We start from the raw sequence: 24682 nt of genomic DNA on the forward strand, positions 1-24682 counted from the left end.
CAAAACCATGAAAGTCACCAAGGCCCAATCCGCAGAAAACCGTGCTGGCATCGTCGAGGCGGCTGCGCGCCTGTACCGAGAAAAAGGCCTCGGCGGCGTGGGCGTTGCGGACATCACGCGCAATGCTGGTTTGACCCACGGTGGCCTGTATCGCCATTTCGACTCCAAGGATGCTCTGGCTCGCGAGGCCTGCCTGCGCGCGTTCGACTGGACGATCACCCCGCTGGACAAGCTGGAAGTGGAGGGCGGCCCGCATGATCCCGCCGCCAGGCTGCATGCGCTGGTGCACGGCTATCTCTCGGCAGAGCACCGCGACCATCCGGGCGACGGCTGCCCCGCAGCGGCGTTGGCCGTTGATGCGGCGCGCGCGGGGCCGGAGATGTCCGAGGTGTTCGCGCAAGGCGTGGAGAGCAACATTCAGCGTTTTGCGCACGCCATCATGAGCGATGGGCCACATGCACCCGGTGCCGAGGAGCGCGCGCAAACCATTCACGTGCTCGCCAGCATGGTTGGCGGGCTGGTGCTTGCGCGTGCGACGGCGGCTGGCAATCCGGCGTTGTCGGAGGAGATTCTGGCGACGTTGCGCGAGCAGTTGGCACCAGAGCCCAAGCCGACATCAAAGCAGAAGCCCAAGCCAAAACCAAAGTCCAAGTCGGGCGCAAGGCGCTGAGCTTCGTTGCTGGCTTCAGCCCTTCACCAGTTCCTCGATCAGATCCAGCGTGGCCTGCTGTGTGCGGGTGATGGGCCGCAGCGCGCTGGTGGCGATCCATGACATGACTTGCATGCAGGGCTGACCAATCTCCTGCACGAGAAATGCAGCGGGCTTGACCGAGCTGCTCACGGCGTGGCGCGTCAGCACGGCAAAGCCCAGACCTTCCGCGACCAGCTCCAGAATGGCGGGAACGCCGTCCACTTCCTGCGCGACCTTTGGCGTGAGCCCGAGTTCGGCCAGCGATGCTTCGATCTGCATGCGGATGGCGTTCGGTCGGCCGGGGATGACCAGCGGGAGCGTTGCCAATTCGGCCATCGGCAAGGGCGGGAGCGGCTTGGCGGATGCCTTGTGGGGCGAGGGGTTGGGGCGCACCAGCACCAGGTCTTCCTGCATGAGCGGCTGGGCCTCCAGCCCATCTGCGTTGCGCAGGTTGTAGAGCACGGCGATATCGAGTCGGCCCTGCAAAAGCGCTTCCTGCATGGCGACCGTCAGCCCTTCGGAAATGCCGAGTTGTGCGTCCGGAAAGCGTCGCCGGAACTCGCGCAGCAGCGGCACGGCATAGGCGCGCGCCACGCTGGGCGGCATGCCGAGCGCCACGCGTCCAGCCAAACCGCCGCGCGCGCTGGCCAGTTCTTCTTGCGCGCGCGCCACCTGGTGCAGGATCGCGCGGCCATGCTTGAGCAGCAACTCCCCCGACTCGGTCATGGTCACGCCGCGCCCGTTGCGCTTGAGCAGGTTGTTGCGCAGTTCCACCTCCAGCAGTCGCACTTGGCGGGACAGCGCGGGCTGGGCCACGTCCAGCACCTGCGATGCACGGGTGAAACTGCCCAGTTCGGCCACTCGCACGAAGTATTCCAACTGCTTGAGGTCCATGACTTTTATCAATTGATATCGCAAAGAAGACAAGCATACATTCAGTTATGCCGAAGTTATATATCTGCTAGCGTGTCCGCGCTCTTTATTGATGAAAGGCGTGTCTTGAGAATCGGCTCCAGAACGACGACGAACGCGTCGCTGGACAACAGGAGACAGGCACATGACTTCCGCACTGCGGGCAATCTCTTCGATGGCGACGCGCCAACTGCTGGGCGAACTGCTGATGGCATGGCGAGACGCCGGTGGCGTGGCTGTCGATCTGGAGTCGGTCGGCGGTGTCGATGCCGCCAAGCGGGTGGTCGCCGGAAATGAGTCTTTTGATCTGGTGTTTCTCGCGTCGGATGTGATCGAGCGGCTGATCGCTTCAGGTCATGCCGACGCAAAAGCGAAGACGGATTGGGCGTTGTCCGAGGTGGCGGTGGCGGTGCGCAAAGGTGCGGCGCATCCTGATCTGAGCAGTGAAACGAGTCTGCGCGAGGCCGTGCTTTCCGCCGATTCCGTGGGGTATTCGACCGGACCGAGCGGCACCGCGTTGATGCAGCTTTTCACGCGTTGGGGCATCGCCGAACAAATCCAGTCGCGACTGGTGCAGGCACCCGCAGGCAAGCCCGTGGGCGCGCTCGTTGCGAACGGCGAAGTGGCGCTGGGCTTTCAGCAACTCAGCGAGCTGATTCATCTGGACGGCATCGACGTGCTGCACCCGCTGCCCGACGGCACGCGCGTGACCACGGTGTTTTCCGGTGCCGTGGTGCGCGGCAGCTCGCAAGCGCAGGAGGCCACAAGACTGTTGGCATTTCTGGCATCGCCCGGCACGGCTTTTATCAAACAACAGCAGGGCATGCAGCAGCCTGCGTGACGCCAAGCATTGGAGAAGACATCCATGAACCCAACAGACAAATCCATCAACGTGCAGACCTTGCTCAACGAGTCGCGCATCACCGCGTACCAGTGGGCCACGTATGCGCTGTGTTTTTTCATCGTTCTGCTCGACGGATTCGACACGGCGATGATCGGCTACATCGCGCCGTCGCTGATTCAGGAATGGGGTGTGAGCAAACCCGCGCTCGGTCCGGTGCTCAGCGCCGCGCTGTTCGGGCTGGCGGCGGGTGCGATTTCTGCAGGGCCGATGGCCGACCGACTGGGACGCAAGCGCGTGCTGGTTGGATCGGTGTTTCTGTTCGGCGTGGCATGTCTGGCGTCAGCGTTTTCAGCAGGCATTGAACAACTGACGATTTTGCGATTCATCACCGGGCTGGGTCTGGGTGCGGCGATGCCGAATGCGGTCACGTTGACGAGCGAATACTGCCCCGAGTCGCGCCGTTCGATGCTCACCAATGCGATGTTCTGCGGCTTTCCGCTGGGTGGCTTTCTGGCTGCCTGGATGATTCCCAACTTCGGCTGGCGCAGCGTGCTGATGCTGGGCGGCATCGCGCCGTTGGTGCTGGGTGTGCTGCTGTTCGTGATCCTGCCCGAGTCGGTGCGCTACATGGTGGTCAAGCGCTGGCCGGTCGAGCGCATCCGTGCCGTGCTGGCGCGCATTGCGGGCAACAAGGTTCTGGCGGCTGAGTCCTTTCATCTGCAGGAAGCCAGTTCTGCGGAGAAGCCTGCGGGCAGCGGCATGGGCGTGATGTTGTCTCGCCAGTACCGCGTGGGTTCGGTCATGCTGTGGCTGGCGTATTTCATGGGGTTGGTGGTGTTCTACGCGCTCATGAACTGGATGCCGATTCTGTTCAAGGACGCGGGCATCGAGCCGCGTACCGCCACCTTGATCGCTGCGCTGTTTCCGCTCGGCGGTGTGGGTGCCATCTTCTTTGGCTGGCTCATGGACCGCTACAACGCCAACCGCGTGATCGCGCTCGGATATGCGCTCACGGCCGTGTCCATCTGGGCCATCGGTCAGGTCGTGGGCAACGTCGGCTGGCTGATGACGGTGGTGTTCGTCGCCGGAACCATCATGAACACGGCGCAGTCGTCCATGCCCGCACTGGCCGCTGCCTTCTATCCCACGCAGGGACGCGCAACGGGCGTGGCCTGGATGCTGGGCATCGGGCGATTCGGCGGCATTGCCGGTTCGTTTCTCGTGGCCGAACTCACCGTGCGTCATCTGAGCGCTGAAGCCATCTTCACTGTGGTTGCGGTGCCGGGGTTGATCGCACTGGTGGCTTTGCTGGTCAAGGAGTTTGCACATCCCGCGTCTGCTGCGTCCGCTGGGTCGGAGCGCGACAGGAACTCCGCAGCTATCGCATCGCATTGATGCGCGGCATCCCGTCAAGATTCACTCAACAAACCACAGAGAGGAGAAGCCCATGCACGATCAAGCCACCGAATTCACCAAGACGCCGGGTTGGCTGGACTGGTACGCGGGCCCGGCCAAACCGAAGTTCAAGCTGCCTGCGGGCAGTGTCGACGCGCACTGCCATGTGTTCGGTCCGGGCGCGCAGTTTCCTTATGCACCCGAGCGCAAATACACGCCCTGCGACGCGAGCCGCGAGCAGTTGTTCGCGCTGCGTGATCACTTGGGATTTGCACGCAATGTGATCGTGCAGGCCACCTGTCACGGCTCGGACAACAGTGCGCTGGTCGATGCGTGCGTGGCCGCCAAGGGCAAGGCACGCGGCGTGGCCACCGTGCGGCGCGGCATCAGCGATGTGCAGTTGAAAGTGCTGCATGCAGCGGGCGTGCGCGGAGTGCGCTTCAACTTCGTGAAGCGGCTGGTGGACTTCACGCCCAAGGACGAGCTGCAGGAAATCGCAAGCCGCATCAGCGAACTGGGCTGGCATGTGGTGGTCTATTTCGAAGCAGCCGATCTGCCCGAACTGTGGGACTTCTTCTCGGGTCTGCCGACCACGGTGGTCGTCGATCACATGGGTCGCCCGGATGTGAGCAAGGGCGTGGACAGCGAGGAGTTCGCGCTGTTCCTGCGCTTCATGCGCGAGCATCCGAATGTGTGGAGCAAGGTGACTTGCCCCGAGCGGCTTTCGGTGTCCGGCCCCACGGCATTGAACGGTGAGCAGAGCGCGTATCGCGATGTGGTTCCGTTTGCGCGCCGCATCGTCGAGGAGTTTCCCGATCGCGTGCTGTGGGGCACCGACTGGCCGCATCCCAACCTCAAGGATCACATGCCGGACGATGGCTTGCTGGTGGACTTCATTCCGTCGATTGCGCCCACGCCGCAGTTGCAGAAAAAGCTGCTGGTGGACAACCCGATGCGCCTTTACTGGCCTGAGGAAGTACGATGACATTCATCTATGTCCATCGCCGATGGCATCCCAAAAAATGCAGCTCGGATACGCTCTCGAAAAGCATAGTCTGGCTGTTGTGAGCCGCCGAGTTTCGAGCCCATTCCATTCCAACCCAGAGAGTCCCAACATGTCTCTTGAAAAGCCTTATCTGGACATTCCAGGCACCATCATTTTCGACGCCGAGCAAAGCCGCAAGGGTTACTGGCTCAACCAGTTCTGCATGTCGCTCATGAAGGCGGACAACCGCGCACGATTCAAAGCGAATGAACGCGCTTATCTCGACGAATGGCAGATGACCGAAGAGCAGAAGCAGGCGGTCATGAAGCGCGATCTGAACTGGTGCATGCGCACCGGCGGCAACATTTATTTCCTCGCCAAGATCGGCGCGACCGACGGCCTGAGCTTTCAGCAGATGGCGGGCTCGATGACCGGCCTGACCGAAGAGCAGTACCGCGACATGATGATCAACGGTGGCCGAAGCATCGAAGGCAATCGCCATCTTGGCGAAAACGGCGACGCGCAGCCCGCGCGCCAGACCAACAACAACTGACAGCGAGGGAGTCCGACCGTGGCACGCATTACCGCTTCCGTATACACATCGCATGTTCCAGCCATCGGCGCCGCCATGGATCTGGGCAAGGACCAGGAGCCGTACTGGCAGAAGGTCTTCTCGGGCTATGACGAGTCCCGCCAGTGGATGAAGGACGAAAAGCCCGACGTGATCTTTCTGGTCTACAACGACCACGCGAACGCCTTCAGCCTGGACATGATTCCCACCTTCGCCATCGGCACGGCAGCAGAGTTTCAGCCAGCGGACGAGGGCTGGGGGCCGCGTCCGGTGCCTCCGGTGAAGGGCCATCCGCAACTCGCAAGCCACATTGCGCACAGCGTGATTCAAGACGATTTCGACCTGACCATCGTGAACCGGATGGATGTCGATCACGGCCTCACTGTGCCGCTGTCGCTGATGTGCGGAAAGCTCGATCCGGTGAAGGACGCGTGGCCTTGCCCGGTGATTCCGTTTGCGGTGAACGTGGTGCAGTACCCGGTGCCGAGCGGCAAGCGCTGCTTCCAGTTGGGGCAGGCGATTCGCCGCGCCATCGAGTCGTATGACGAACCGCTCAAGGTGCAGATCTGGGGCACGGGCGGCATGAGCCACCAGTTGCAGGGATCGCGCGCGGGGCTGATCAACGCGGAGTGGGACAACGCGTTCCTCGACCGCCTGATCGCCGATCCGGCCGATCTGTCCACCATGCCGCATGTCGACTATGTGCGCGAGGCGGGCTCCGAAGGCATTGAACTCGTGATGTGGCTGATCGCGCGCGGCGCGATGGCCGATGTGGCCGGTGGCAAGGCACCCAAGGTGCGCCATCGCTTCTTCCATGTCCCGGCATCGAACACGGCCGTGGGACATCTGATTCTGGAGAACTGAGCATGACGATCAAAGTGGCACTCGCTGGCGCAGGCGCGTTCGGCATCAAGCATCTCGATGGCATCCGCAACATCAAGGACGTGGAGGTGATTTCGCTCATCGGCCGCGACTTGGCGAAGACGCAGGAAGTGGCCGACAAGTACGGCATTCCTCACGTCACCGACGATCTGCAGCACAGCCTGAAGATCAAGGAGCTCGACGCCGTCATCCTCTGCACGCCCACGCAGATGCATGCCGACCAGGCGCAGCAGGCGATGCGCGCGGGCAAGCATGTGCAGGTGGAGATTCCGCTGGCGGACAGTCTTGAAGGCGCACAAGCCGTCGCGGCGCTTCAGCAGCAGAGCGGGCTGGTGGCAATGGTGGGGCACACGCGTCGCTTCAATCCCAGCCATCAGTACGTTCACAAGCAAATTGTCGCGGGCGAATTCAACATCCAGCAGATGGATGTGCAGACTTATTTTTTCCGCCGCACCAACACCAATGCACTGGGCGAAGCGCGCAGCTGGACCGACCATCTGCTGTGGCACCACGCCGCGCACACGGTGGACCTGTTCGCGTATCAGGCGGGAGAGATCGTGCAGGCGCAGGCCATGCAAGGGCCGATCCATCCGGTGCTCGGCATTGCGATGGACATGTCGATTCAACTGCGTGCCAAGTCGGGCGCGATCTGCACGCTGTCGCTGAGCTTCAACAACGACGGTCCGCTCGGCACCTTCTTCCGCTACATCGGCGACAACGCGACCTACATCGCGCGGTATGACGATCTCGTGCGCTCGCACAGCAAGCAGGGCGAAGAGGTCATCGATGTGAGCAAGGTGGACGTGTCGATGAACGGCATCGAGCTGCAGGACCGCGAATTCTTCGCCGCCATTCGTGAAGGGCGCGAACCCAATTCCAGCGTGCATCAGGTGCTGCCTTGCTACCGCGTGCTGCATGAACTGGAGCTGCAACTGGCCAAGCAGGCGTGATGGGCAGCGTACAACTTCCAATGCGCGCGCTTGGTCCGTTTTCGGTGAGCGCGATGGGTCTGGGCTGCATGAACCTCAGCCATGCCTACGGCACGCCGCCGTCGCGCGAGCAGGCAGAGCGCGTGCTGCTCGCCGCGCTGGATGCAGGCGTCACGCTGTTCGACACGGCGGCGCTGTATGGCTTTGGCGCGAACGAAACGCTGCTCGGGCAAGTGCTGAAGCCGCATCGCAGCAAAATCACGCTGGCCAGCAAATGCGGCATGCATGGCGCGGACGTCAAAGGCGACGGCAAGCTCCAGCGCGTGATCGATGGCAGGCCGGAAACGCTCAAGGCCACATGCGAGGCGGCATTGCGGCGCTTGCAGACGGACGTGATCGACCTTTACTACCTGCACCGCTGGGACCGACAGGTGCCGGTGGAGGACAGCGTGGGCGCATTGGCCGATCTGGTGCGCGAGGGCAAGATTCGCAGCATCGGCCTGTCGGAAGTGTCGGCGCAAACGCTGCGCCGCGCGCATGCCGTGCATCCGATTGCTGCGGTGCAGACCGAGTATTCGCTGTGGACGCGCAATCCGGAAATCGCGGTGCTCGATGCATGCAAGGAACTGGGTACTGCGTTCGTCGCGTTCAGTCCTGTCGCGCGCGGATTTCTGTGTGGCGACCTGCGCGATCCGGCGCAACTGCCTGCGGGCGACATTCGCCTTGCCATGCCGCGATTCCAGGCAGACAACTATGCGCGCAATCTGCAGTTGTTGGATGCGTTTGCCCTGGTTGCAAGGCACGCGGATTGCACACCAGCGCAACTCGCACTGGCATGGTTGTTGGCGCAGGGCGAGCACATCATTCCGATTCCGGGAACGACCAGTGTCGAGCATCTGCGAGAGAACATGCGCGCCGCCCAACTGCACATCGATGCGGCGCTGCTGGAGCGCGTGTCCGAGATCATCGGAGAACACAGTGTGGCCGGGCAGCGCTATGCGCCCGCCACGCAAAAGGAAGTCGATACCGAGGTGTTCTGAGGATCGACTTTTCAGCGCAAGGCAGGTGCCCGGTCACAACTGACCGCGCACCTGCCTTGCCGCTTCCAGCATGTGCGGAAGCAGCTCGCCAACCATGGCATCGGCATCGAAGGCGGTGGACCGATGCAGCACCACATTGAGCGCCGCAACCGTCTTGCCCTGCATGTCGCGCAGCGGCACGGCGACGGCGTGCACGCCGAGTTCGTGCTCGCCGCTGGCGTAGCACCAGTCCTGTTTGCGCACCTGTTCGATCACGTCTTCCAGATCGTCGATCTGCGTGACGGTTTGGGGCGTCAGACGCGGCAGATCACGCTCCTCCATCCAATGCTTCCATTCACCATGGTTTTTGCTTGCGAGCAGCACGCGACCCGTGGATGTGGCATGCGCAGGCAGGCGCGCGCCCAAGTGCAATCCATAGGCTGAGAGCTGGTGGACATCGCTGGTGTTGCTGCGCGCGACGATCACCACTTCATCGTTGTCCAGCACGACGACGGAGCAGGGCTGCCGCAGCTTGAGCGCGAGCTGATTGAGCGTGGGCTGCACAAGTCTCGGCAAGCGCGCGGAAGCGAGATAGCTGCCTGAAAAACGCAGCACGCGCGGCGACAGCCAGAAGTAGCTTCCGTCCGATTCGAGATACCCCAGATGGGCGAGCGTGAGCAGGTGTCTGCGTGCGGCAGCGCGCGTGAGTCCGGTGCGCTGCGCGGCCAGCGTGGCGTTCAGTCGCTGGCGCTGCATGTCGAAGCTCTCCAGCACGGCCAGGCCTTTGGCGACGCCGACGATGAGGTCTGCCGGTGCGATGGTCATGAAAGCAATCCTTTGCGCGATCAGCGCGCGGCTTGCGCGATTATCGAGCAGTGATGGCGGCGCGTGAAGCACAACGCACCACGAAAAATTTATGGTCTTGGTCTCACCAAACAGAGGAGACTTTCATGCGCACCAAAGTGGCCATCATCGGCGCGGGACCAGCGGGTTTGTTGCTCGGTCAACTGCTGCACAAGGCGGGAATCGACAATGTGATTCTTGAACGCCAGACCCCGGAATATGTGCTCGGTCGCATCCGTGCCGGCGTGCTGGAAAAGACCGCGGTCGACCTGCTCGATCTCGCAGGCGTGTCGGAACGTGCGCACCAGGAGGGGCTGGTGCACGAGGGCATCGAGTTGATGTTCGACGGAGCGCGCCATCGCATCGATCTGCAGGAACTCACGGGTGGCAAGCATGTGACCGTGTATGGTCAGACCGAGGTCACGCGCGATCTGATGGATGCGCGAAACAACGCGGGTTTGAGCACGATCTACGAAGCCGAGGGCGTGCAGCTTGAAGGCATCGACACCAATGCGCCGCAGGTCCGTTACCGCCAGAACGGCGTGGAGCAGACCTTGCAGTGCGACTTCATCGCCGGTTGTGATGGCTTTCATGGCGTGAGCCGCAAGTCGATTCCCGCCGATGTGCTGCGCACTTACGAGCGCGTCTATCCGTTTGGCTGGCTTGGCATGCTGGCCGACGTGCCGCCCGTCTCGGACGAACTCATCTACGCGCACACGCCGCGCGGCTTTGTGCTTTGCAGCATGCGCAGCGAAACGCGCAGCCGTTACTACCTGCAGGTGCCGTTGACCGACAAGGTCGAGGACTGGAGCGACGAGGCGTTCTGGGACGAGCTGCGTCTGCGTCTGGGTGCGGATGTGTGCAAGACGCTGGTGACCGGGCCGTCGCTCGAAAAGAGCATCGCGCCGCTGCGCAGTTTCGTGGCCGAGCCGATGCGCCATGGCAGGCTGTTCCTGGCGGGCGACGCGGCGCACATCGTGCCGCCGACGGGGGCCAAGGGGCTGAATCTGGCCGCGTCTGACGTGGGCTTTCTCTACGAAGCGATGACCGATCACTATCTGGAAAGGAGCGATCGCGGAATCGAGAACTATTCCCAGCGCTGCCTTGAGCGTGTGTGGAGCGCCGAGCGCTTTTCGTGGTGGTTCACGACGCTCACGCACAAATTCCCCGATACCGGCGAGTTCGGGCTCAAGATGCAGGCGGCCGAGCTGAACTACCTCATCAAGTCCAGGTCCGCCTCGTCCGCGCTGGCCGAAAACTACGTGGGCCTGCCGATGCGCATGGAAGACCTGCTCGCGGCGAGGGCATAAATCGCCATTCGGTGTGGAAATCATCACGGGTGTCTGTGAACCGGTTGCGCTCTCTGTAAACTTGAAGCAACAGCCCGTTGCCCCCAATGGGGGGCCATCGGCTCACAAGACCCTTCGCGGCACTCCGTCGTCACCCGGCGGAGTGCCGCGAGCCATTGCAGAAAGTGAAATTTCCATGTCTCTGATCCCCGCCACCATCCTCACCGGCTTTCTGGGTTCCGGCAAAACCACCTTGCTCAAGCGCGTGCTGCACGAGGCACATGGCCAGAAAATTGCGGTGATCGAGAACGAATTCGGCGAAGAGAACATCGACACCGACATTCTCAAGACCGAATCCAAGGAGCAGATCGTGCAGATGAGCAACGGCTGCATCTGCTGCACGATCCGCGAAGACCTGCGTCAGACCCTGCAACTGCTGGCTGCCAAGCGCCGCAAGGGACTGGTGGAGTTCGACCGCATCGTGATCGAGACCACGGGTCTGGCCGATCCCGGCCCTGTTGCGCAGACCTTCTTCATGGACGACGAGATCGCCGAGACCTATCTGCTCGACTCGATCATCACGCTGGTGGACGCCAAGCACGCCAACCAGCAGCTCGACGACCGTCAGGAAGCGCGCCGCCAGGTGGGCTTTGCCGACCAGCTCTTCCTGTCCAAGACCGATCTGGTGAGCGAGGCCGAGAAGGACGCGCTGATCCATCGTTTGAAGCACATGAACCCGCGCGCGCCGATCCGCGCCGTGCACTTCGGCGACGTGCCACTGACCGAAGTGCTGGACCTGCGCGGCTTCAATCTGAACGCCAAGCTGGACATCGACCCGGACTTTCTCAAGGAAGACGATCACGGTCATGACCACCACGATCATGCTCATGACCACAGCGATTGCGACCACGACCACGGAAAATGTGAGCACGAAGGCCATGACCACGGCCATGAAGGGCATGTGCACGACGAGCATTGCGGCCACGATCACGGGGACCATGAGCATGGCGAGCACTGCAACCATCCGCACCACCATCACTATGACGACGATGTGAAGAGCTTCGTCTTCCGTGCAGACCGGGCGTTCGATCCTGTAAAACTTGAAGATTTCCTTGGCGCGATTGTGAACATTTATGGCCCCCGTATGCTTCGCTACAAAGGCGTGCTAAATATGCAGGGAACGGATCGCAAGGTGATCTTCCAGGGCGTGCACCAATTGATGGGCAGCGATCTGGGACCACAGTGGGCGGACGGGGAAAAGCGCGTCAGCAAGATGGTGTTCATCGGCATCGACCTGCCTCAGGACATCCTGTTGCAGGGGCTGGATCAGTGCCTTGTGTAAGCTGATGTGACTGGAAAGTGACCACCGCGTGGAAAGTACACGTGGGATGTGTGCCACTTTCCCCCTATTTGCTGAATAGACCGCTACAATCGCGCCCCGAAAAACCCGGGATAGTTGCTTGATCAACTTTTCCGGCTCCGCCCGTTTTGCGAGGAGACAGGAAGTGAGCGCCATACCCGGCACATCGAAGGCGACAGCCAGAATGCAGGGATCAGGCAAGGAGGAGGGCACGCCCCTGATCCACCTGACCAGCAGTCCCATGTCGTCGGCATCCCGACTCGAAAGAGCCGCGGAAACTGTGCTGGATATTCATACTACTTCCCGAAACACGCAATCGACCGTACCATCACCGGCACAGAGGGGCCGCGGTGGCCCCAACCGCCAGCTTTATTGACATCATGCCCACGACACTGCAAAACACTGCGGCGGCCGCCAAGAAGGATCCCAAGCTGGCCAACAACTGGAAAACCAAGTCGGGAGACGAATTGACAGACGCAGAAGTGCTCTCCATGCCTGAGAGTGAATACATGAACGACAAGCAATTGGCGTTCTTCCGTCATAAATTGACGCAAATCAAGCAGGACATGCATAACAACGCCGGTGAAACCACCGAGCATCTGCGTGAAGATACAGTGGTGGTCCCCGACCCAGCTGATCGCGCGACGATCGAAGAGGAACACGCGCTGGAACTGCGCACCCGTGACCGCGAGCGCAAGCTGCTCAAGAAGATCGAGCAGTCCATCGCCCGCATCGACGCGGGTGATTACGGCTACTGCGACGAGACCGGTGAGCCCATCGGCGTGGGTCGTCTGATTGCGCGCCCCACCGCCACGTTGTCGCTCGAAGCGCAGCAACGTCGCGAACTCAAGCAAAAGATGTACGGAGATTGATGGATGCTGAACCTGCCGCATTTTGACCATGCCCGTGTGGTTGAGGCAGGTTCGCTGTCAATGTATTCATGAGCAAGGAAGAAGCTGCCCGCGGTTTGCTGTCCAAGGTTGTGCGTTTTGTGCGCAACCCGACCGTCCAGTGGTCAGAGCTGGATGCGCCCGAAGAAGACAAGGAAGGCCAGTACAGCAAGCAGATGCTCAAGGAAATGATCGAGCGCAAGCGACGCAACGACTTCGTGCGTCGCCGCGAGTTCGATCAACTGCGCAAGCTTCGCCGCAAGGAGCTGGTGCAGGGCCCGAAACTGGAAGATGCGACCGGACGCACTTCGTTCGCGCAAAGCACCATGCTGTCGCAACCGAACAGCACGAATGCATCGCCGGACGGAAGAGCGGTCACGCTCAAGAAGATCGACGAGATCGAGGCACAGATGTCCCAGCAATGGTGGCGTGCCAAGCCGGGGGATCCCGCGCACGGTGATCGTCCGGTGCCGCGCGTGGTGCCGCCACCTCTGCAGGACCCGCAGGTCACGGCCGAGGTGCCTCTGGAGTTTGCGGCGACCGCGCCATTGACGATGCCGCCCATGGGGTTTGCGGCCACCCAGCCGGCGACAATGTCGGGTGGACTACCCAACGCCAGCGCCATACCGGGGGGGATGGCGCCGACGATGCCCATGGCCTTGAATGGCATGGGATTGGAGTTCGATGTGCCCACCCTCGGGCTGGATGCCGTCGTCGCTCATGAGGAATTGGAGAAATTTGTGCACGAACCCGACCTTGAAGAAGCAGCCATCCGTTTCGCCAATGGCGATTACGCAGGCGCCGAATCGGGCTTGCTGGAAGTGCTCGCGCGTCACGCGCAGGATGATCCCAAGGACCAGATCGATATCTGGATGACCTTGTTCGATCTGTATCGTGCGACCGGGATGCAGGATCGCTTCGACAAGCTGGCCATCGACTATGCGGGTCGCTTCGGCCGCTCTGCGCCGTTGTGGTTCTCGCTGCCCGAGCAATTGGGCATGGTGGCTACCGACAATTCTGGTGCGGCAGCGAATTCACGTGAATTCAGCTGGAACGCACCGCCGACGCTCAGCACACAGTCATTGGCTGCGCTGCAGGCCTCTCTGGCCCGCAAGCCGGCACCGCCGTGGACGCTCAACTGGGCGCGCATCACGGACATCGACGCTCTGGCGCTTCCCGGTCTGGCAGATCTGTTTCTGCAATGGGCGGATCAGCCTGTGGATCTCAAGTTCACTGGCATTTCCACCCTGAACGCCATGCTGCAGGCGAAGACGCAGTCGGGTGACCGGTCCACGGATGATCAATGGTGGCGTCTGCGCATGGCGCTGCTGCGCCTGATGGGGCTGCCTGACGAGTTCGAGCTGGTGGCGCTGGACTACTGCGTGACCTACGAGGTCTCGCCGCCGTCATGGGCGCCCACGAAATGCAAGTTTCGGGGCGACGACAGCGCGCTCAATGCAGCGGTCGAGCAGGCACGCGTGGACGCGCAGCGCGAGCACGACATGCTGAATCCAGCACTGAGCGCGCCCAAGACGACCAAGTCCGAGGCATCCAAGCTGCAGGGGCTGTCGGGATACATCGACGGTGATGCGGTGCCGCTGCTGGAGCCGTTCGCGGCACTGGCCAAGCCCGATGCGCCGTTGCAGATTCCCTGCGACCGATTGATCCGCATGGATTTCCCGGCCGCTGGCTCGGTGCTCAACTGGGCCGCAGAGCAGCAGGCCAAGGGGCAGGCTGTGCAATTCACCAACCTGCATCGCCTGATTGCGGTGTTCTTCAACGTCATCGGCGTGGGGGAGCATGCCTGGGTCATTCCACGTCGCAACTGACGGGGCGGCGGCCAGCATGCCCGAGCCGGTGTCGAATCTCACCACAAAGCGCGCGATCAGCGCGCTTTTTCATTGGGGCGGAGTGCGAAAATAATCGCGAATCCGCCTTGATTTTCCTGATGCAACCCTCACCTGACACCGCCATGGAACAGTATCACGGCACCACCATTCTCAGCGTCCGCCGCCAGACGGCAGACGGCATTCAGGTCGCCATCGGCGGCGATGGCCAGGTCACTCTGGGCAACATCGTCGTCAAGGGCACGGCGCGCAAGGTGCGCAAGCTCTATGGCGGCAAGGTTCTCGCCGGATTTGCCGGAGCTACCGCCGACGCCTTCACGCTGTTCGAGCGCTTCGAGGCCAAGCTGGAAAAGCACAACGGCCAACTCACCCGCGCCGCCATCGAGCTCACCAAGGACTGGCGCACCGACCGTGTCCTGCGCCGCCTGGAAGCCATGCTCGCCGTGGCCGATGAAAGCGCCTCACTCATCATCACCGGCAACGGCGATGTGCTGGAGCCCGAGCAGGGCATCGTCTCCATCGGCTCCGGCGGCGCCTATGCACACTCGGCCGCCAAGGCGTTGCTGAACAACACCGACCTGTCCGCAGAAGACGTGGTGCGCAAGTCGCTCGCGATCGCAGGCGAGCTGTGCATCTACACGAACATGCATCACACCATCGAAACGCTGTAAGCGCCTTCAGGGGCTGTTGGGGTTTGGGAGCTGGGCCTGCGAAGTGTGCAGTGCGCTGGTAACTCAAAAGCCTGCAAGACAGCCCTTGAGACGCGACGTCGCGGCCGCAGACAGTACATCCGGTACGGCCAGGCCGCGCAACAAAGTATCAAGGGCTGTATTGCAGGCCCTCGCACGAATAGCCAACGAAGCCGCCAAGGCTTCGCAGAAGACTCAAAGGTAAGCCATGTACTCAATGACCCCGCAGGAAATCGTCTCTGAGCTCGACAACCACATCGTCGGCCAGACCAGCGCCAAGCGCGCCGTTGCCATCGCCCTGCGCAATCGCTGGCGCCGCCAGCAGGTCGACGCCAGCCTGCGCCACGAAATCACGCCCAAGAACATCCTGATGATCGGCCCCACGGGCGTCGGCAAGACCGAGATTGCTCGCCGCTTGGCGCGCCTTGCGGATGCACCCTTCATCAAGGTCGAAGCGACCAAGTTCACCGAAGTGGGCTATGTCGGCAAGGACGTGGATTCCATCGTGCGTGACCTCGTCGAAATCGCCGTCAAGCAGACGCGCGAAGCCGACATGAAGAAGATGCGCATGCGTGCCGAAGACGCGGCTGAAGAGCGCATTCTCGACGTGCTGATTCCACCCGCGCGCGGCAGCGAACCAGCGCCCGATGGTGCGGCGCGCCAGTCATTCCGAAAGAAGCTGCGCGAAGGCCAGCTCGACGACAAGGAAATCGAGATCGATCTGGCCGAATCACGCCAGCAGCTCGAAATCATGGGCCCACAAGGCATGGAGGAAATGACCGAGCAACTGCGTGGCATGTTCAGCCAGATGGGCGGCGAAAAGCGCAAGACGCGCAAGCTCAAGATCGCCGAAGCACTCAAGCTGCTGACGGATGAGGAAGCCGCCAAGCTGGTCAACGAGGACGAGGTGAAGACCCGCGCGTTGGCCAATGCCGAGCAGAACGGCATTGTCTTCATCGACGAAATCGACAAGGTGGCCACGCGCCAGGAGGCCTCGGGCTCCGACGTGTCGCGTCAGGGCGTGCAGCGCGACCTGCTGCCGCTGGTCGAGGGTACGACCGTGTCCACCAAGTACGGCATGGTCAAGACCGACCATATGCTGTTCATTGCCTCGGGTGCGTTCCACCTGTCCAAGCCCAGCGACCTGATTCCCGAACTGCAGGGCCGTTTTCCGATCCGCGTCGAGCTGGAGTCGCTATCCATCAAGGATTTCGAGGCCATCCTCACGCAGACGCACGCTTCACTGGTCAAGCAGTACCAGGCGCTGCTGGCGACGGAAGGTGTGACGCTGGCATTCCAGTCCGAGGGCATCACGCGTCTGGCGCACATCGCCTTCGATGTGAACGAGCGTACGGAAAACATCGGCGCTCGCCGCCTCTCGACGGTCATGGAACGTCTTCTGGACGAGGTGAGCTTCGACGCCGTCAAGCTTTCCGGGCAGACCATCGTCATTGACGCTGCTTACGTCAATGACCGACTCCAAATGCTGAGTCAGAACGAGGATTTGTCCAGATACATTCTCTGACGGTTTTGTTCGGTTGGATCGGAACCCTCAAGTGTCACTTCGTGAACAGAGTCTAAGTGCTTAATAAATAAGGGTTTTATCTGCTGTCCATTCTGTGAAATCCGGTCTAAGTCATTGATTTCATTGCAAAATTGTGTTGCATGACCTCTTGCACGGTGTTCTTTTCCTGCTACAGTGGAAAAAAGTGCAATTAAGTGGTGAAAAGTGCCCTGAAATTCCAATTTCAGGCCCCAACCGAGCAGAGGTCCATCGCCGTGTTTCAAGGCGCGTCATCGATAAGTCTGGATGCCAAGGGGCGGCTTTCTGTGCCGACCCGGTATCGTGACGTCTTGACGGCGAACGCTGCTGGTCAACTCACCATCACCAAGCATCCCCACGGCTGTCTGATGATCTTTCCCCGCCCCGAGTGGGAAAAGTTTCGCGAACGCATCACCGCTCTGCCCATGGAGGCCGTGCGCTTCAAGCGCATCTTCATGGGTCATGCGATGGATGTGGACATGGACGCCACCGGGCGCGTGCTGGTTGCACCTGAATTGCGCGACGGCGCAGGCATCAGCAAGGACACGATCCTGCTGGGCATGGGAAATCACTTCGAACTCTGGGACAAGGCGAAGTACGACGCCCAGGAAGCCGAAGCGATGCAGGGCGAATTGCCCGCAGTACTCAACGATTTTTCTTTTTGATAGAGGCCGAGAGTGAATCAGCCATTGCTGCACACGACGGTCCTGCTGAACGAGGCGGTCGACGCCTTGTTGGCCGACATGCACCCGGACGACGCCACCTATGTGGACGGCACGTTCGGGCGCGGCGGTCATTCGCGGCTGATTCTCTCGCGGCTAGAGCCCGGGGGGAGGTTGGTGGCGTTCGACAAGGACCCACAAGCCATCGAAGCCGCAGCGCGCATCACTGATGCGCGTTTTTCAATCCGGCATGAAGGTTTCAAGCATCTCGACGAGCTGCCTGAGAGCAGTGTCGATGGCGTTCTGCTGGACCTGGGCGTGAGCTCACCACAAATTGATGATCCGGAGCGTGGCTTCAGCTTTCGCTTCGACGGCCCGCTGGACATGCGCATGGACACCACCCGTGGTGAAAGCGTTGCCCAGTGGTTGGAAGAAGCTGAAGCAAAGCAGATAACGGAGGTGATACGTGACTACGGCGAAGAACGGTTTGCTGGCCCCATTGCAAAGGCGATTGTTGCTTGGCGCGAGACACGGGGTCCAATTACAAGCACCTCCGAACTGGCCGACATCGTGGCTGGCGCGGTCAAAACCCGCGAGCAGGGCCAGAACCCTGCAACGCGCACATTTCAAGCTCTTCGGATTTTCATCAACGCCGAGCTTGAAGAACTGCAACAAGCGCTAGAGGCCAGCATCCGGGTCCTGAAGCCCGGAGGCCGCCTCGTGGTCATCAGCTTTCATTCGCTGGAAGACCGCATCGTCAAGCAATTCATCGCGCAGCACTCCAAGGAGGTCTACGACCGCCGCGCGCCGTTTGCTGCACCCACGCCCATGCGCTTGAAGGCGCTGGACCGCATCAAGCCCAGCGAAGGCGAAGTCTCGGGCAACCCCCGCTCGCGCAGCGCCGTGATGCGTGTGGCTGAACGAACCGAGGTGCCTGCATGATGCTGCGCCTCAACCTGCTGCTGCTTCTCGCGGTCATGGCTTGCTCCATGTACCTCGTGAACACGCAGTACGAATCGCGCCGGTTGTTCACCGAGCTCGATCGTGCGCAGGCAGAGGCGCGCCGTTTGGAAACAGAGCATCAGCGCCTGCAGGTTGAAAAGCGCGCACAGGCAACTCCGCTGCGGGTCGAGTCGCTCGCACGCGAGAAATTGCTGATGCGCTCGGCCACGCCGGCCATCACGCAATACGTGACCGACGACGGCTCGCCCGTCGTGTCCGCGATCACTCCCGCCGCCGTGCCAAGCGGCGGCGCAGCCGCAGGCGGGAGGCGTCAATGAGCTCGCGCAGCGTCAACTACACCTCCAGCCCGCTGCTGGCCAGCAAGACGCCGGTCTGGCGCAGCAAGTTCATTGTCGCCGTGGTGGCGCTGGGCTTTGTGGGGCTGGCCGGTCGTGCGGCCTACGTGCAGGTGATCGGCAATGATTTCTTCCAGCGTCAGGGCGAAGTGCGCTTTGCCCGCACGCTGGAGCTGCCCGCCAATCGCGGTCGCATTCTGGATCGCAACGGCTTGATCCTCGCGTCCAGCGTTCCCGCAGCCAGCATCTGGGCGATCCCCGAAGACGTGGATCAGGACAGTCCCGAGATTCAGGCCAAGCTCAAGAAGCTGGCCAAGCTCATGGACATGCCGCTGCCCGCGCTCAAGGCCAAGCTGGCGGACGAAGACAAGAGCTTTGTGTGGATCAAGCGCCAGCTCGACTGGGATGTGGGCCAGGAGATCGTCAAGCTCGACATCAAGGGCATCTACAACCGCAAGGAATACAAACGCGAGTATCCAGAGGGCGAGGCCGCTGCGCACATCGTCGGTTTCACCAACGTGGAAGACCACGGTCAGGAAGGCATGGAGCTCGCGTTCGACAAGGACCTCGGCGGCAAGCCCGGTTCGCGTCGCGTGATCAAGGATCGTCTGGGCCGCGTCGTCGAAGGCGTGGGCGCGGAAGTGCCGCCGCTCGATGGCAAGGACATCCAACTGTCGGTGGACAGCAAGGTGCAGTTCTTCGCCTACCAGAAGCTGCGCGACACCGTGATCGCCAAGAAGGCCAAGGCCGGCAGCGTGGTGGTGCTCGATGCGCATACCGGCGAAGTGCTGGCGCTGGCCAACTACCCGACCTACGACCCCGGCAATCGCAAGAATCTGACCGGCGAGCAGTTGCGCAATCGCGCGATGACCGACGTGTTCGAGCCGGGCTCGACCATGAAGCCGATCACCATCGGTCTGGCGCTGAACTCGGGCCGTGTGCGGCCTGAAACCGTTGTCGATACGACGCCGGGGCGCATCAACATCACGGGCTCCACCATTTCGGACACGCACAACTATGGCGCGCTGACGGTGGAGGGCGTGATCCAGAAGTCCAGCAACGTGGGCACGACCAAGCTCGCGATGAACATGCCCGCCAAGGAAATGTGGGAGACGTACTCGGCGGTCGGTTTCGGCCAGAAGCCGCAGATCACCTTCCCCGGCGCGGTCACGGGTCGTCTGCGTCCCTACAAGAGCTGGCGTCCGGTCGAGCAGGCAACGATGTCGTATGGCTACGGCGTGTCGGCCAGCCTGTTCCAGATGGCGCGTGCCTACACCGTGTTCTCGAACGACGGCAAGGTGATTCCCGCGACCATGCTCAAGAGTACCGAGCCCGCCATCGGCGTGCCGGTGTTCACGCCCAAGACCGCTGCGCAGGTCCGCAAGATGCTGCAGATGGCGGCAGGTCCTGGCGGTACGGGTCAGCTCGCGCAGACCGTGGGTTACTCGGTGGGCGGCAAGTCGGGTACGGCGCGCAAGCAGATTGGCAAGACCTATGCGATCGGCAAGTATCGCGGCTGGTTCACCGGCATGGCACCGATCGACAACCCACGCATCATCGTGGCCGTGATGATCGACGAACCGACGGTGGGTTCGGCCTACGGCGGTATCTCTGCGGCACCTGTTTTCAGCGAAGTCGTGCAGCAGACGCTACGCATGATGGGCGTTCCGCCCGACATGGCTGTGCGTCCGCAGATCGTCAGCAATCCCGTCGAGGAGCAGCCACTATGAGCGTTCTGCTCTCTCTCAATTCAGCACAGGATGCAGTGCGTTGGCTGCGCGAACGCGTGACCGGCACCCTGCAGACCGACAGCCGTCTGGTCAAGCCCGGCGATGGCTTCATCGCATGGCCCGGTGCCGCCACCGATGGTCGCTTCCACGTGGGCAATGCGCTGACCAATGGTGCTACCGCTTGTCTGGTGGAGCAGGAAGGCGTCGATGTCTTCGGTTTCGTTGGCGGACACATGGCTTCGGTGCGTGGCCTCAAGGCTGCGACGGGTCCGATTGCAGCCGCATGGTTCAACATGCCGACCACGTTGCTCAACGTGCTGGCGGTGACCGGCACCAACGGCAAGACCAGCAGCGCTTGGTGGTTGGCCGAGGCGCTCAACGCGCTCGCCCAGCAGGCCGATGTGCCGCCGCCCAAGGGCTGTGCGCTGGTCGGAACGTTGGGTCTGGGCATGCCGGGTGCACTGGTGGCGACGGGTCTGACGACGCCCGATCCGGTGCGTCTGCAGCGTGCGTTCGCGCAGTTCGTTGAACAGGAACTGGGAGCCTGCGCCATCGAAGCATCGTCGATTGGTCTGGCCGAGCACCGCCTTGCGGGCACGCGCATTCGCGTGGCCATGTTCACCAATTTCACGCAGGACCATCTCGACTACCACCCGTCGATGGAAGCCTACTGGGCCGCCAAGCGCGAGTTGTTCGACTGGCCCGGTCTGCGCTCTGCGGTGGTCAATGTCGATGATGCGCGCGGCCAGCAACTGGCCGAGGATCTGGAGAGCTCGCAGCTCGACGTCTGGACGTATTCGCTGCGCGGCAATGCGCGGCTGAAGGCGCGCGACATCACTTACAACGACGATGGACTGGTGTTCACGGTGGTCGAAGGACTCAACTCCTTCGCGCTGCAGACGCAGGTCATCGGGTTGTACAACGTGTCCAATTTGCTGGGCGTGATCGCCGCGCTGCGCTCGCTGGGCGTGGCGCTCGAACATGCGCTGTGGGCCTGTGCGCAACTCACGCCCGTGCCCGGTCGCATGGAGCGCATCACATCGCCCGGCCAGCCCATGGTGGCGGTGGACTATTCACATACCACCGATGCACTGGAGAAGGCACTGCAGGCCCTGGCCCCCATGGCCAAGGAGCGCGGCGGCAAGCTCTGGTGCGTGTTTGGTTGCGGCGGCAATCGCGATTCCAGCAAGCGCCCACACATGGGTGCGGCTGCGCAGCGACTGGCCGACGAGGTCGTCGTCACCAGCGACAACCCGCGCAACGAAGAACCGATGAGCATCATCGGACAGATTTTGAAGGGCACGCAACCAGCGGCAACGCTGCGCGTGCAGGCGGATCGCGCATTGGCGATCGCCGAAACCCTGGCCGCAGCAGCGCCCGCCGACGTGGTGCTGATTGCGGGCAAGGGTCATGAGGACTATCAGGAAGTGCAAGGCGAGCGACACCATTTCTCCGACATCGAGCAGGCGCGCGCAGCGCTGTCGCTTCGCGGAGGTGCAGCATGAGTCTGCAGAAGACCGCGATCATGAATCTGGCCGAAGCGTTCGCGCTGATCTCCGAACGCGTGCCGAGCGCGCGTTTGATCGGTGACGGCAGCGTGGCGTTTGCACGTGTGCATTCCGACACGCGCACGCTGGCGGCAGGTGACTTGTTCGTGGCATTGAAGGGCGAGCGTTTCGACGCCAACGAGTTTCTGGTGCAGGCCCGCGAGGCCGGTGCCGTGGCGGCCATCGCGCATGGCGGCTTGCAGGAGGCGGGGCTCTCCGGCATTCAGGTGCCCGACAGCCTGCGTGCCATGGGCGCGCTGGCCGCAGGTTGGCGCAAGCAGTGGCATGGTCCGCTGATCGGCGTGACCGGCAGCAACGGCAAGACCACGGTCACACAGATGATCGCGTCCATTCTGCGTGCCTGGAAGGGCGATGCGGCGTTTGCGACGCAGGGCAATCTCAACAACGACATCGGCGTGCCGCTGACGTTGATGCGCCTTGCGACCAAGCATGATGCGGCGGTGATCGAGATGGGCATGAACCATCCGGGCGAGATCGCGTATCTGGCCGACATCGCACGCCCCACGGTCGCGCTGGTCAACAACGCGCAGCGTGAGCACCTCGAATTCATGCAGACGGTGGAAGCCGTGGCGCGTGAAAACGGCAGCGTGTTCGCATCGCTGCCGCGCGATGGCGTGGCCGTGTTTCCTGCTGAAGACGAATACACAGCACTGTGGCGTGAGCTCGCAGGTTCGCGTCGCGTGCTGACGTTCGCCGAAAGCGCGGGTGACGTGCAATGCGCGAAGTCCGAATGGCGCGGCGCGGGCTGGCAGGTGCAGATCCACACGCCGCTGGGCGCGTTCGATACCGAGCTGCACATCGCCGGTCGCCACAACGTCACCAACGCACTCGCGGCCACGGCCTGCGCGGTCGCGGCGGGCGTGCCACTGTTTGCGATTGCCGAAGGTCTGGCGCAGTTCGAGCCGGTCAAGGGCCGCTCGCGTGCCGTGGTGCTGCCGTTTGGTGCAGCGCGTTCCATCACTTTGGTGGACGACAGCTACAACGCCAACCCCGACTCCGTGCGCGCCGCCATCGACGTGCTGTCCACGTTGCCCAAACCGCAGTTGCTGGTGCTTGGCGACATGGGCGAAGTCGGCGATCAGGGCCCGCAGTTCCACGCAGAGGCCGGTGCCTATGCGCGCGAGCGTGGCATCGACCGCGTGTTCGCTCTGGGTGCCGCGAGCATCCACGCTGCCTCGGCCTGCGGGTCGGCAGCACAACATTTTGAAGATATGGCATCGCTGCTTGGAGCGGTGCAGGCCAGCGTGCCGCAAGTCGGCAGCGTACTGGTCAAGGGATCGAGATTCATGAAGATGGAACAAGTGGTGCAGGCACTGCAGGCGCAGTCGGCCGAAGACGCCACCCGCCAAACAACGCAACCCAAGGGAGATCGCACATGCTGCTGACACTCGCTCAATGGTTGCAAGCGCTGTCGCCGGAATTCGGTTTCCTGCGCGTGTTCCAGTACATCACCTTCCGCGCCGTGATGGCCGCGCTCACCGCGCTGCTCATCGGTCTGGCAGCCGGTCCGCGCGTGATCCGCATGCTCACCTCGCTCAAGATCGGCCAGCCGATCCGCGAGTACGCGATGCAGACCCATCTGGCCAAGAGCGGCACGCCCACCATGGGCGGTGTGCTGATTCTGTTGGCGATCACCATCTCCACGCTGCTGTGGGCCGATCTGTCGAACCGCTTCGTGTGGATCGTGCTGGTCGTCACGCTGGGCTTTGGTGCCATCGGTTGGGCCGATGACTGGCGCAAGGTGGTCAACAAGGACCCAGAAGGCATGCGCTCGCGCGAGAAGTATTTCTGGCAATCGGTGATCGGTCTGCTGGCCGCGCTGTATCTGGTGTTCAGCATCTCCGAGAACTCCAACTGGCGCGTGTTCGAGCTGTTCATCTCGTGGGTGCAGTCGGGCTTCTCGCTGGACCTGCCGCCCAAGGCCGGTCTGAACGTGCCGTTCTTCAAGGAAGTGACCTATCCGCTCGGCGTGCTGGGCTTCGTGATCCTGACCTATCTGGTGATCGTGGGTTCGAGCAACGCGGTGAATCTGACCGACGGTCTCGATGGTTTGGCCATCATGCCGGTGGTGATGGTCGGCGCGTCGCTGGGCATCTTCGCCTACGTGACCGGCAGCGTGAGCTACTCCAAATACCTGCTGTTCCCGCACATCGCGGGTGCCAGCGAACTGATGATCTTCTCGTCCGCCATGGCCGGTGCGGGTCTGGCATTCCTGTGGTTCAACACCCATCCCGCGCAAGTGTTCATGGGTGACGTGGGCGCGCTCGCGCTCGGCGCTGCGCTCGGCACCATTGCCGTCATCGTGCGTCAGGAAATCGTGCTGGCCGTGATGGGCGGCATCTTCGTGGTCGAAGCGCTGTCCGTCATGTTGCAGGTGACCTGGTTCAAGTTCACCAAGAAGCGTTATGGCGAAGGTCGCCGTCTGCTGAAGATGGCACCGCTGCACCACCATTTCGAGAAAAGCGGTTGGAAAGAGACGCAGGTTGTCGTGCGTTTCTGGATCATCACGATGCTGTTGTGCCTCATCGGCCTTACTACGTTGAAGCTCAGATGAGTCAGTATCCACACGATCCCCTTCGTCAGGACGCCGCCCCGGGAACCCCAGAGGTTCCGGAGGCGGCTTTGCCCGTTTCTGTGGACGAACACGTGTCTGCCGCCGTGGCTGTTGTTGTCGAATCTCCTGCCGACTCCCTTCCCGTTTCTGAACTCGCACAGGTGAGTAACGAGGCGGAAGT

General features: G+C 62.1%; 23 protein-coding genes. 21 read left to right on the forward strand and 2 right to left on the reverse strand.

The features are described from left to right. Positions 1 to 7 precede the first annotated feature (7 nt). On the forward strand, positions 8 to 670 hold the full coding sequence (locus tag G7048_RS14860; protein ID WP_166068884.1) for a TetR/AcrR family transcriptional regulator: 663 nt from the start codon (positions 8 to 10) through the stop codon (positions 668 to 670). 15 nt (positions 671 to 685) lie between these two features. Here G7048_RS14860 and G7048_RS14865 read toward each other — a convergent pair whose 3' ends face one another. After that, positions 686 to 1585, reverse strand: coding sequence for a LysR substrate-binding domain-containing protein (locus G7048_RS14865; protein ID WP_166068885.1), 900 nt, complete (start codon positions 1583 to 1585; stop codon positions 686 to 688). Between the two features lie 163 nt (positions 1586 to 1748). On the opposite strand from G7048_RS14865, the gene G7048_RS14870 reads away from it, so the two are divergent. From G7048_RS14870 to G7048_RS14900, 7 genes are all read left to right on the forward strand, one after another. Beyond that, on the forward strand, positions 1749 to 2444 hold the full coding sequence (locus G7048_RS14870) for a substrate-binding domain-containing protein (protein ID WP_205750279.1): 696 nt from the start codon (positions 1749 to 1751) through the stop codon (positions 2442 to 2444). A gap of 24 nt (positions 2445 to 2468) precedes the next feature. After that, a complete protein-coding gene (locus G7048_RS14875) occupies positions 2469 to 3842 on the forward strand; it encodes an MFS transporter (RefSeq protein WP_166068886.1) in 1374 nt (457 codons plus the stop codon). Between the two features lie 52 nt (positions 3843 to 3894). Beyond that, positions 3895 to 4827: an amidohydrolase family protein gene (locus G7048_RS14880; RefSeq protein ID WP_166068887.1), complete on the forward strand. Its 933-nt coding sequence runs from the start codon at positions 3895 to 3897 to the stop codon at positions 4825 to 4827. A gap of 130 nt (positions 4828 to 4957) precedes the next feature. Continuing rightward, complete coding sequence (gene ligA, locus G7048_RS14885; protein ID WP_166068888.1) at positions 4958 to 5380, forward strand: protocatechuate 4,5-dioxygenase subunit alpha; 423 nt, start codon at positions 4958 to 4960, stop codon at positions 5378 to 5380. Between the two features lie 18 nt (positions 5381 to 5398). Further along, entirely contained in the window at positions 5399 to 6262 is an 864-nt protein-coding gene (locus tag G7048_RS14890; RefSeq protein WP_166068889.1) for a class III extradiol dioxygenase subunit beta, read from the forward strand. 2 nt (positions 6263 to 6264) lie between these two features. Then, positions 6265 to 7230 (forward strand): Gfo/Idh/MocA family oxidoreductase, encoded by a 966-nt coding sequence (locus G7048_RS14895; RefSeq protein ID WP_166068890.1) that lies wholly within the window; start codon positions 6265 to 6267, stop codon positions 7228 to 7230. Further along, positions 7230 to 8249 carry an aldo/keto reductase gene (locus tag G7048_RS14900; protein ID WP_166068891.1) on the forward strand — a complete coding sequence of 340 codons (1020 nt, stop codon included), beginning with the start codon at positions 7230 to 7232 and terminating at the stop codon, positions 8247 to 8249. The genes G7048_RS14895 and G7048_RS14900 overlap by 1 nt, the downstream gene beginning before the upstream one ends. A 33-nt stretch (positions 8250 to 8282) precedes the next feature. On the opposite strand, the gene G7048_RS14905 is transcribed toward G7048_RS14900, so the two are convergent. Then, on the reverse strand, positions 8283 to 9053 hold the full coding sequence (locus tag G7048_RS14905; protein WP_166068892.1) for an IclR family transcriptional regulator C-terminal domain-containing protein: 771 nt from the start codon (positions 9051 to 9053) through the stop codon (positions 8283 to 8285). A 125-nt stretch (positions 9054 to 9178) separates the two neighbouring features. Here G7048_RS14905 and pobA point away from each other — a divergent pair, with 125 nt between their 5' ends. The 13 genes from pobA to mraY all read left to right on the forward strand — a co-directional run bounded on the left by pobA (position 9179) and on the right by mraY (position 24501). Next, on the forward strand, positions 9179 to 10381 hold the full coding sequence (gene pobA, locus G7048_RS14910) for a 4-hydroxybenzoate 3-monooxygenase (RefSeq protein WP_166068893.1): 1203 nt from the start codon (positions 9179 to 9181) through the stop codon (positions 10379 to 10381). Positions 10382 to 10556: 175 nt separating this feature from the next. Continuing rightward, entirely contained in the window at positions 10557 to 11702 is a 1146-nt protein-coding gene (locus G7048_RS14915; protein WP_166068894.1) for a GTP-binding protein, read from the forward strand. A 398-nt stretch (positions 11703 to 12100) separates the two neighbouring features. Continuing rightward, positions 12101 to 12592 carry an RNA polymerase-binding protein DksA gene (gene dksA / locus G7048_RS14920; RefSeq protein WP_166068895.1) on the forward strand — a complete coding sequence of 164 codons (492 nt, stop codon included), beginning with the start codon at positions 12101 to 12103 and terminating at the stop codon, positions 12590 to 12592. Positions 12593 to 12660: 68 nt separating this feature from the next. Next, positions 12661 to 14439 carry an STAS domain-containing protein gene (locus G7048_RS14925; protein WP_166068896.1) on the forward strand — a complete coding sequence of 593 codons (1779 nt, stop codon included), beginning with the start codon at positions 12661 to 12663 and terminating at the stop codon, positions 14437 to 14439. 143 nt (positions 14440 to 14582) lie between these two features. Beyond that, complete coding sequence (gene hslV / locus G7048_RS14930) at positions 14583 to 15128, forward strand: ATP-dependent protease subunit HslV (protein ID WP_166070986.1); 546 nt, start codon at positions 14583 to 14585, stop codon at positions 15126 to 15128. Positions 15129 to 15354: 226 nt separating this feature from the next. Then, positions 15355 to 16671: an ATP-dependent protease ATPase subunit HslU gene (hslU, locus tag G7048_RS14935; protein ID WP_166068897.1), complete on the forward strand. Its 1317-nt coding sequence runs from the start codon at positions 15355 to 15357 to the stop codon at positions 16669 to 16671. 254 nt (positions 16672 to 16925) lie between these two features. Continuing rightward, positions 16926 to 17354: a division/cell wall cluster transcriptional repressor MraZ gene (mraZ, locus tag G7048_RS14940; RefSeq protein ID WP_166070987.1), complete on the forward strand. Its 429-nt coding sequence runs from the start codon at positions 16926 to 16928 to the stop codon at positions 17352 to 17354. A 12-nt stretch (positions 17355 to 17366) separates the two neighbouring features. After that, on the forward strand, positions 17367 to 18293 hold the full coding sequence (gene rsmH / locus G7048_RS14945; protein WP_166068899.1) for a 16S rRNA (cytosine(1402)-N(4))-methyltransferase RsmH: 927 nt from the start codon (positions 17367 to 17369) through the stop codon (positions 18291 to 18293). Then, positions 18293 to 18631, forward strand: a complete 339-nt coding sequence (gene ftsL, locus G7048_RS14950; RefSeq protein WP_166070988.1) for a cell division protein FtsL — start codon at positions 18293 to 18295, stop codon at positions 18629 to 18631. Before rsmH ends, ftsL begins: the two co-directional genes overlap by 1 nt. Beyond that, positions 18628 to 20379 carry a penicillin-binding protein 2 gene (locus tag G7048_RS14955; protein ID WP_166068900.1) on the forward strand — a complete coding sequence of 584 codons (1752 nt, stop codon included), beginning with the start codon at positions 18628 to 18630 and terminating at the stop codon, positions 20377 to 20379. The genes ftsL and G7048_RS14955 overlap by 4 nt, the downstream gene beginning before the upstream one ends. Next, the gene (locus G7048_RS14960; protein WP_166068901.1) at positions 20376 to 21884 is read left to right on the forward strand and encodes a UDP-N-acetylmuramoyl-L-alanyl-D-glutamate--2,6-diaminopimelate ligase; all 1509 of its coding nucleotides are present in this window, start codon (positions 20376 to 20378) and stop codon (positions 21882 to 21884) included. The genes G7048_RS14955 and G7048_RS14960 overlap by 4 nt, the downstream gene beginning before the upstream one ends. After that, positions 21881 to 23332, forward strand: a complete 1452-nt coding sequence (gene murF, locus G7048_RS14965) for a UDP-N-acetylmuramoyl-tripeptide--D-alanyl-D-alanine ligase (protein ID WP_166068902.1) — start codon at positions 21881 to 21883, stop codon at positions 23330 to 23332. The genes G7048_RS14960 and murF overlap by 4 nt, the downstream gene beginning before the upstream one ends. Continuing rightward, positions 23323 to 24501, forward strand: coding sequence for a phospho-N-acetylmuramoyl-pentapeptide-transferase (mraY, locus tag G7048_RS14970; RefSeq protein WP_166068903.1), 1179 nt, complete (start codon positions 23323 to 23325; stop codon positions 24499 to 24501). Before murF ends, mraY begins: the two co-directional genes overlap by 10 nt. Positions 24502 to 24682: the final 181 nt, after the last annotated feature.

It is taken from the genome of Diaphorobacter sp. HDW4B, assembly GCF_011305535.1.
Classification (GTDB): domain Bacteria; phylum Pseudomonadota; class Gammaproteobacteria; order Burkholderiales; family Burkholderiaceae_C; genus Diaphorobacter_A.

What these genes read in the sequence shown, in the direction of transcription:
- G7048_RS14860 (WP_166068884.1), top strand. Translation starts at nt 8, where the DNA reads ATGAAAGTCACCAAGGCCCAATCCGCAGAAAACCGTGCTGGCATCGTC.
- G7048_RS14865 (WP_166068885.1), bottom strand. Translation starts at nt 1,585, where the DNA reads ATGGACCTCAAGCAGTTGGAATACTTCGTGCGAGTGGCCGAACTGGGC.
- G7048_RS14870 (WP_205750279.1), top strand. Translation starts at nt 1,749, where the DNA reads ATGACTTCCGCACTGCGGGCAATCTCTTCGATGGCGACGCGCCAACTG.
- G7048_RS14875 (WP_166068886.1), top strand. Translation starts at nt 2,469, where the DNA reads ATGAACCCAACAGACAAATCCATCAACGTGCAGACCTTGCTCAACGAG.
- G7048_RS14880 (WP_166068887.1), top strand. Translation starts at nt 3,895, where the DNA reads ATGCACGATCAAGCCACCGAATTCACCAAGACGCCGGGTTGGCTGGAC.
- ligA (WP_166068888.1), top strand. Translation starts at nt 4,958, where the DNA reads ATGTCTCTTGAAAAGCCTTATCTGGACATTCCAGGCACCATCATTTTC.
- G7048_RS14895 (WP_166068890.1), top strand. Translation starts at nt 6,265, where the DNA reads ATGACGATCAAAGTGGCACTCGCTGGCGCAGGCGCGTTCGGCATCAAG.
- G7048_RS14900 (WP_166068891.1), top strand. Translation starts at nt 7,230, where the DNA reads ATGGGCAGCGTACAACTTCCAATGCGCGCGCTTGGTCCGTTTTCGGTG.
- G7048_RS14905 (WP_166068892.1), bottom strand. Translation starts at nt 9,053, where the DNA reads ATGACCATCGCACCGGCAGACCTCATCGTCGGCGTCGCCAAAGGCCTG.
- pobA (WP_166068893.1), top strand. Translation starts at nt 9,179, where the DNA reads ATGCGCACCAAAGTGGCCATCATCGGCGCGGGACCAGCGGGTTTGTTG.
- G7048_RS14915 (WP_166068894.1), top strand. Translation starts at nt 10,557, where the DNA reads ATGTCTCTGATCCCCGCCACCATCCTCACCGGCTTTCTGGGTTCCGGC.
- dksA (WP_166068895.1), top strand. Translation starts at nt 12,101, where the DNA reads ATGCCCACGACACTGCAAAACACTGCGGCGGCCGCCAAGAAGGATCCC.
- G7048_RS14925 (WP_166068896.1), top strand. Translation starts at nt 12,661, where the DNA reads ATGAGCAAGGAAGAAGCTGCCCGCGGTTTGCTGTCCAAGGTTGTGCGT.
- hslV (WP_166070986.1), top strand. Translation starts at nt 14,583, where the DNA reads ATGGAACAGTATCACGGCACCACCATTCTCAGCGTCCGCCGCCAGACG.
- hslU (WP_166068897.1), top strand. Translation starts at nt 15,355, where the DNA reads ATGTACTCAATGACCCCGCAGGAAATCGTCTCTGAGCTCGACAACCAC.
- ftsL (WP_166070988.1), top strand. Translation starts at nt 18,293, where the DNA reads ATGCTGCGCCTCAACCTGCTGCTGCTTCTCGCGGTCATGGCTTGCTCC.
- G7048_RS14955 (WP_166068900.1), top strand. Translation starts at nt 18,628, where the DNA reads ATGAGCTCGCGCAGCGTCAACTACACCTCCAGCCCGCTGCTGGCCAGC.
- G7048_RS14960 (WP_166068901.1), top strand. Translation starts at nt 20,376, where the DNA reads ATGAGCGTTCTGCTCTCTCTCAATTCAGCACAGGATGCAGTGCGTTGG.
- murF (WP_166068902.1), top strand. Translation starts at nt 21,881, where the DNA reads ATGAGTCTGCAGAAGACCGCGATCATGAATCTGGCCGAAGCGTTCGCG.
- mraY (WP_166068903.1), top strand. Translation starts at nt 23,323, where the DNA reads ATGCTGCTGACACTCGCTCAATGGTTGCAAGCGCTGTCGCCGGAATTC.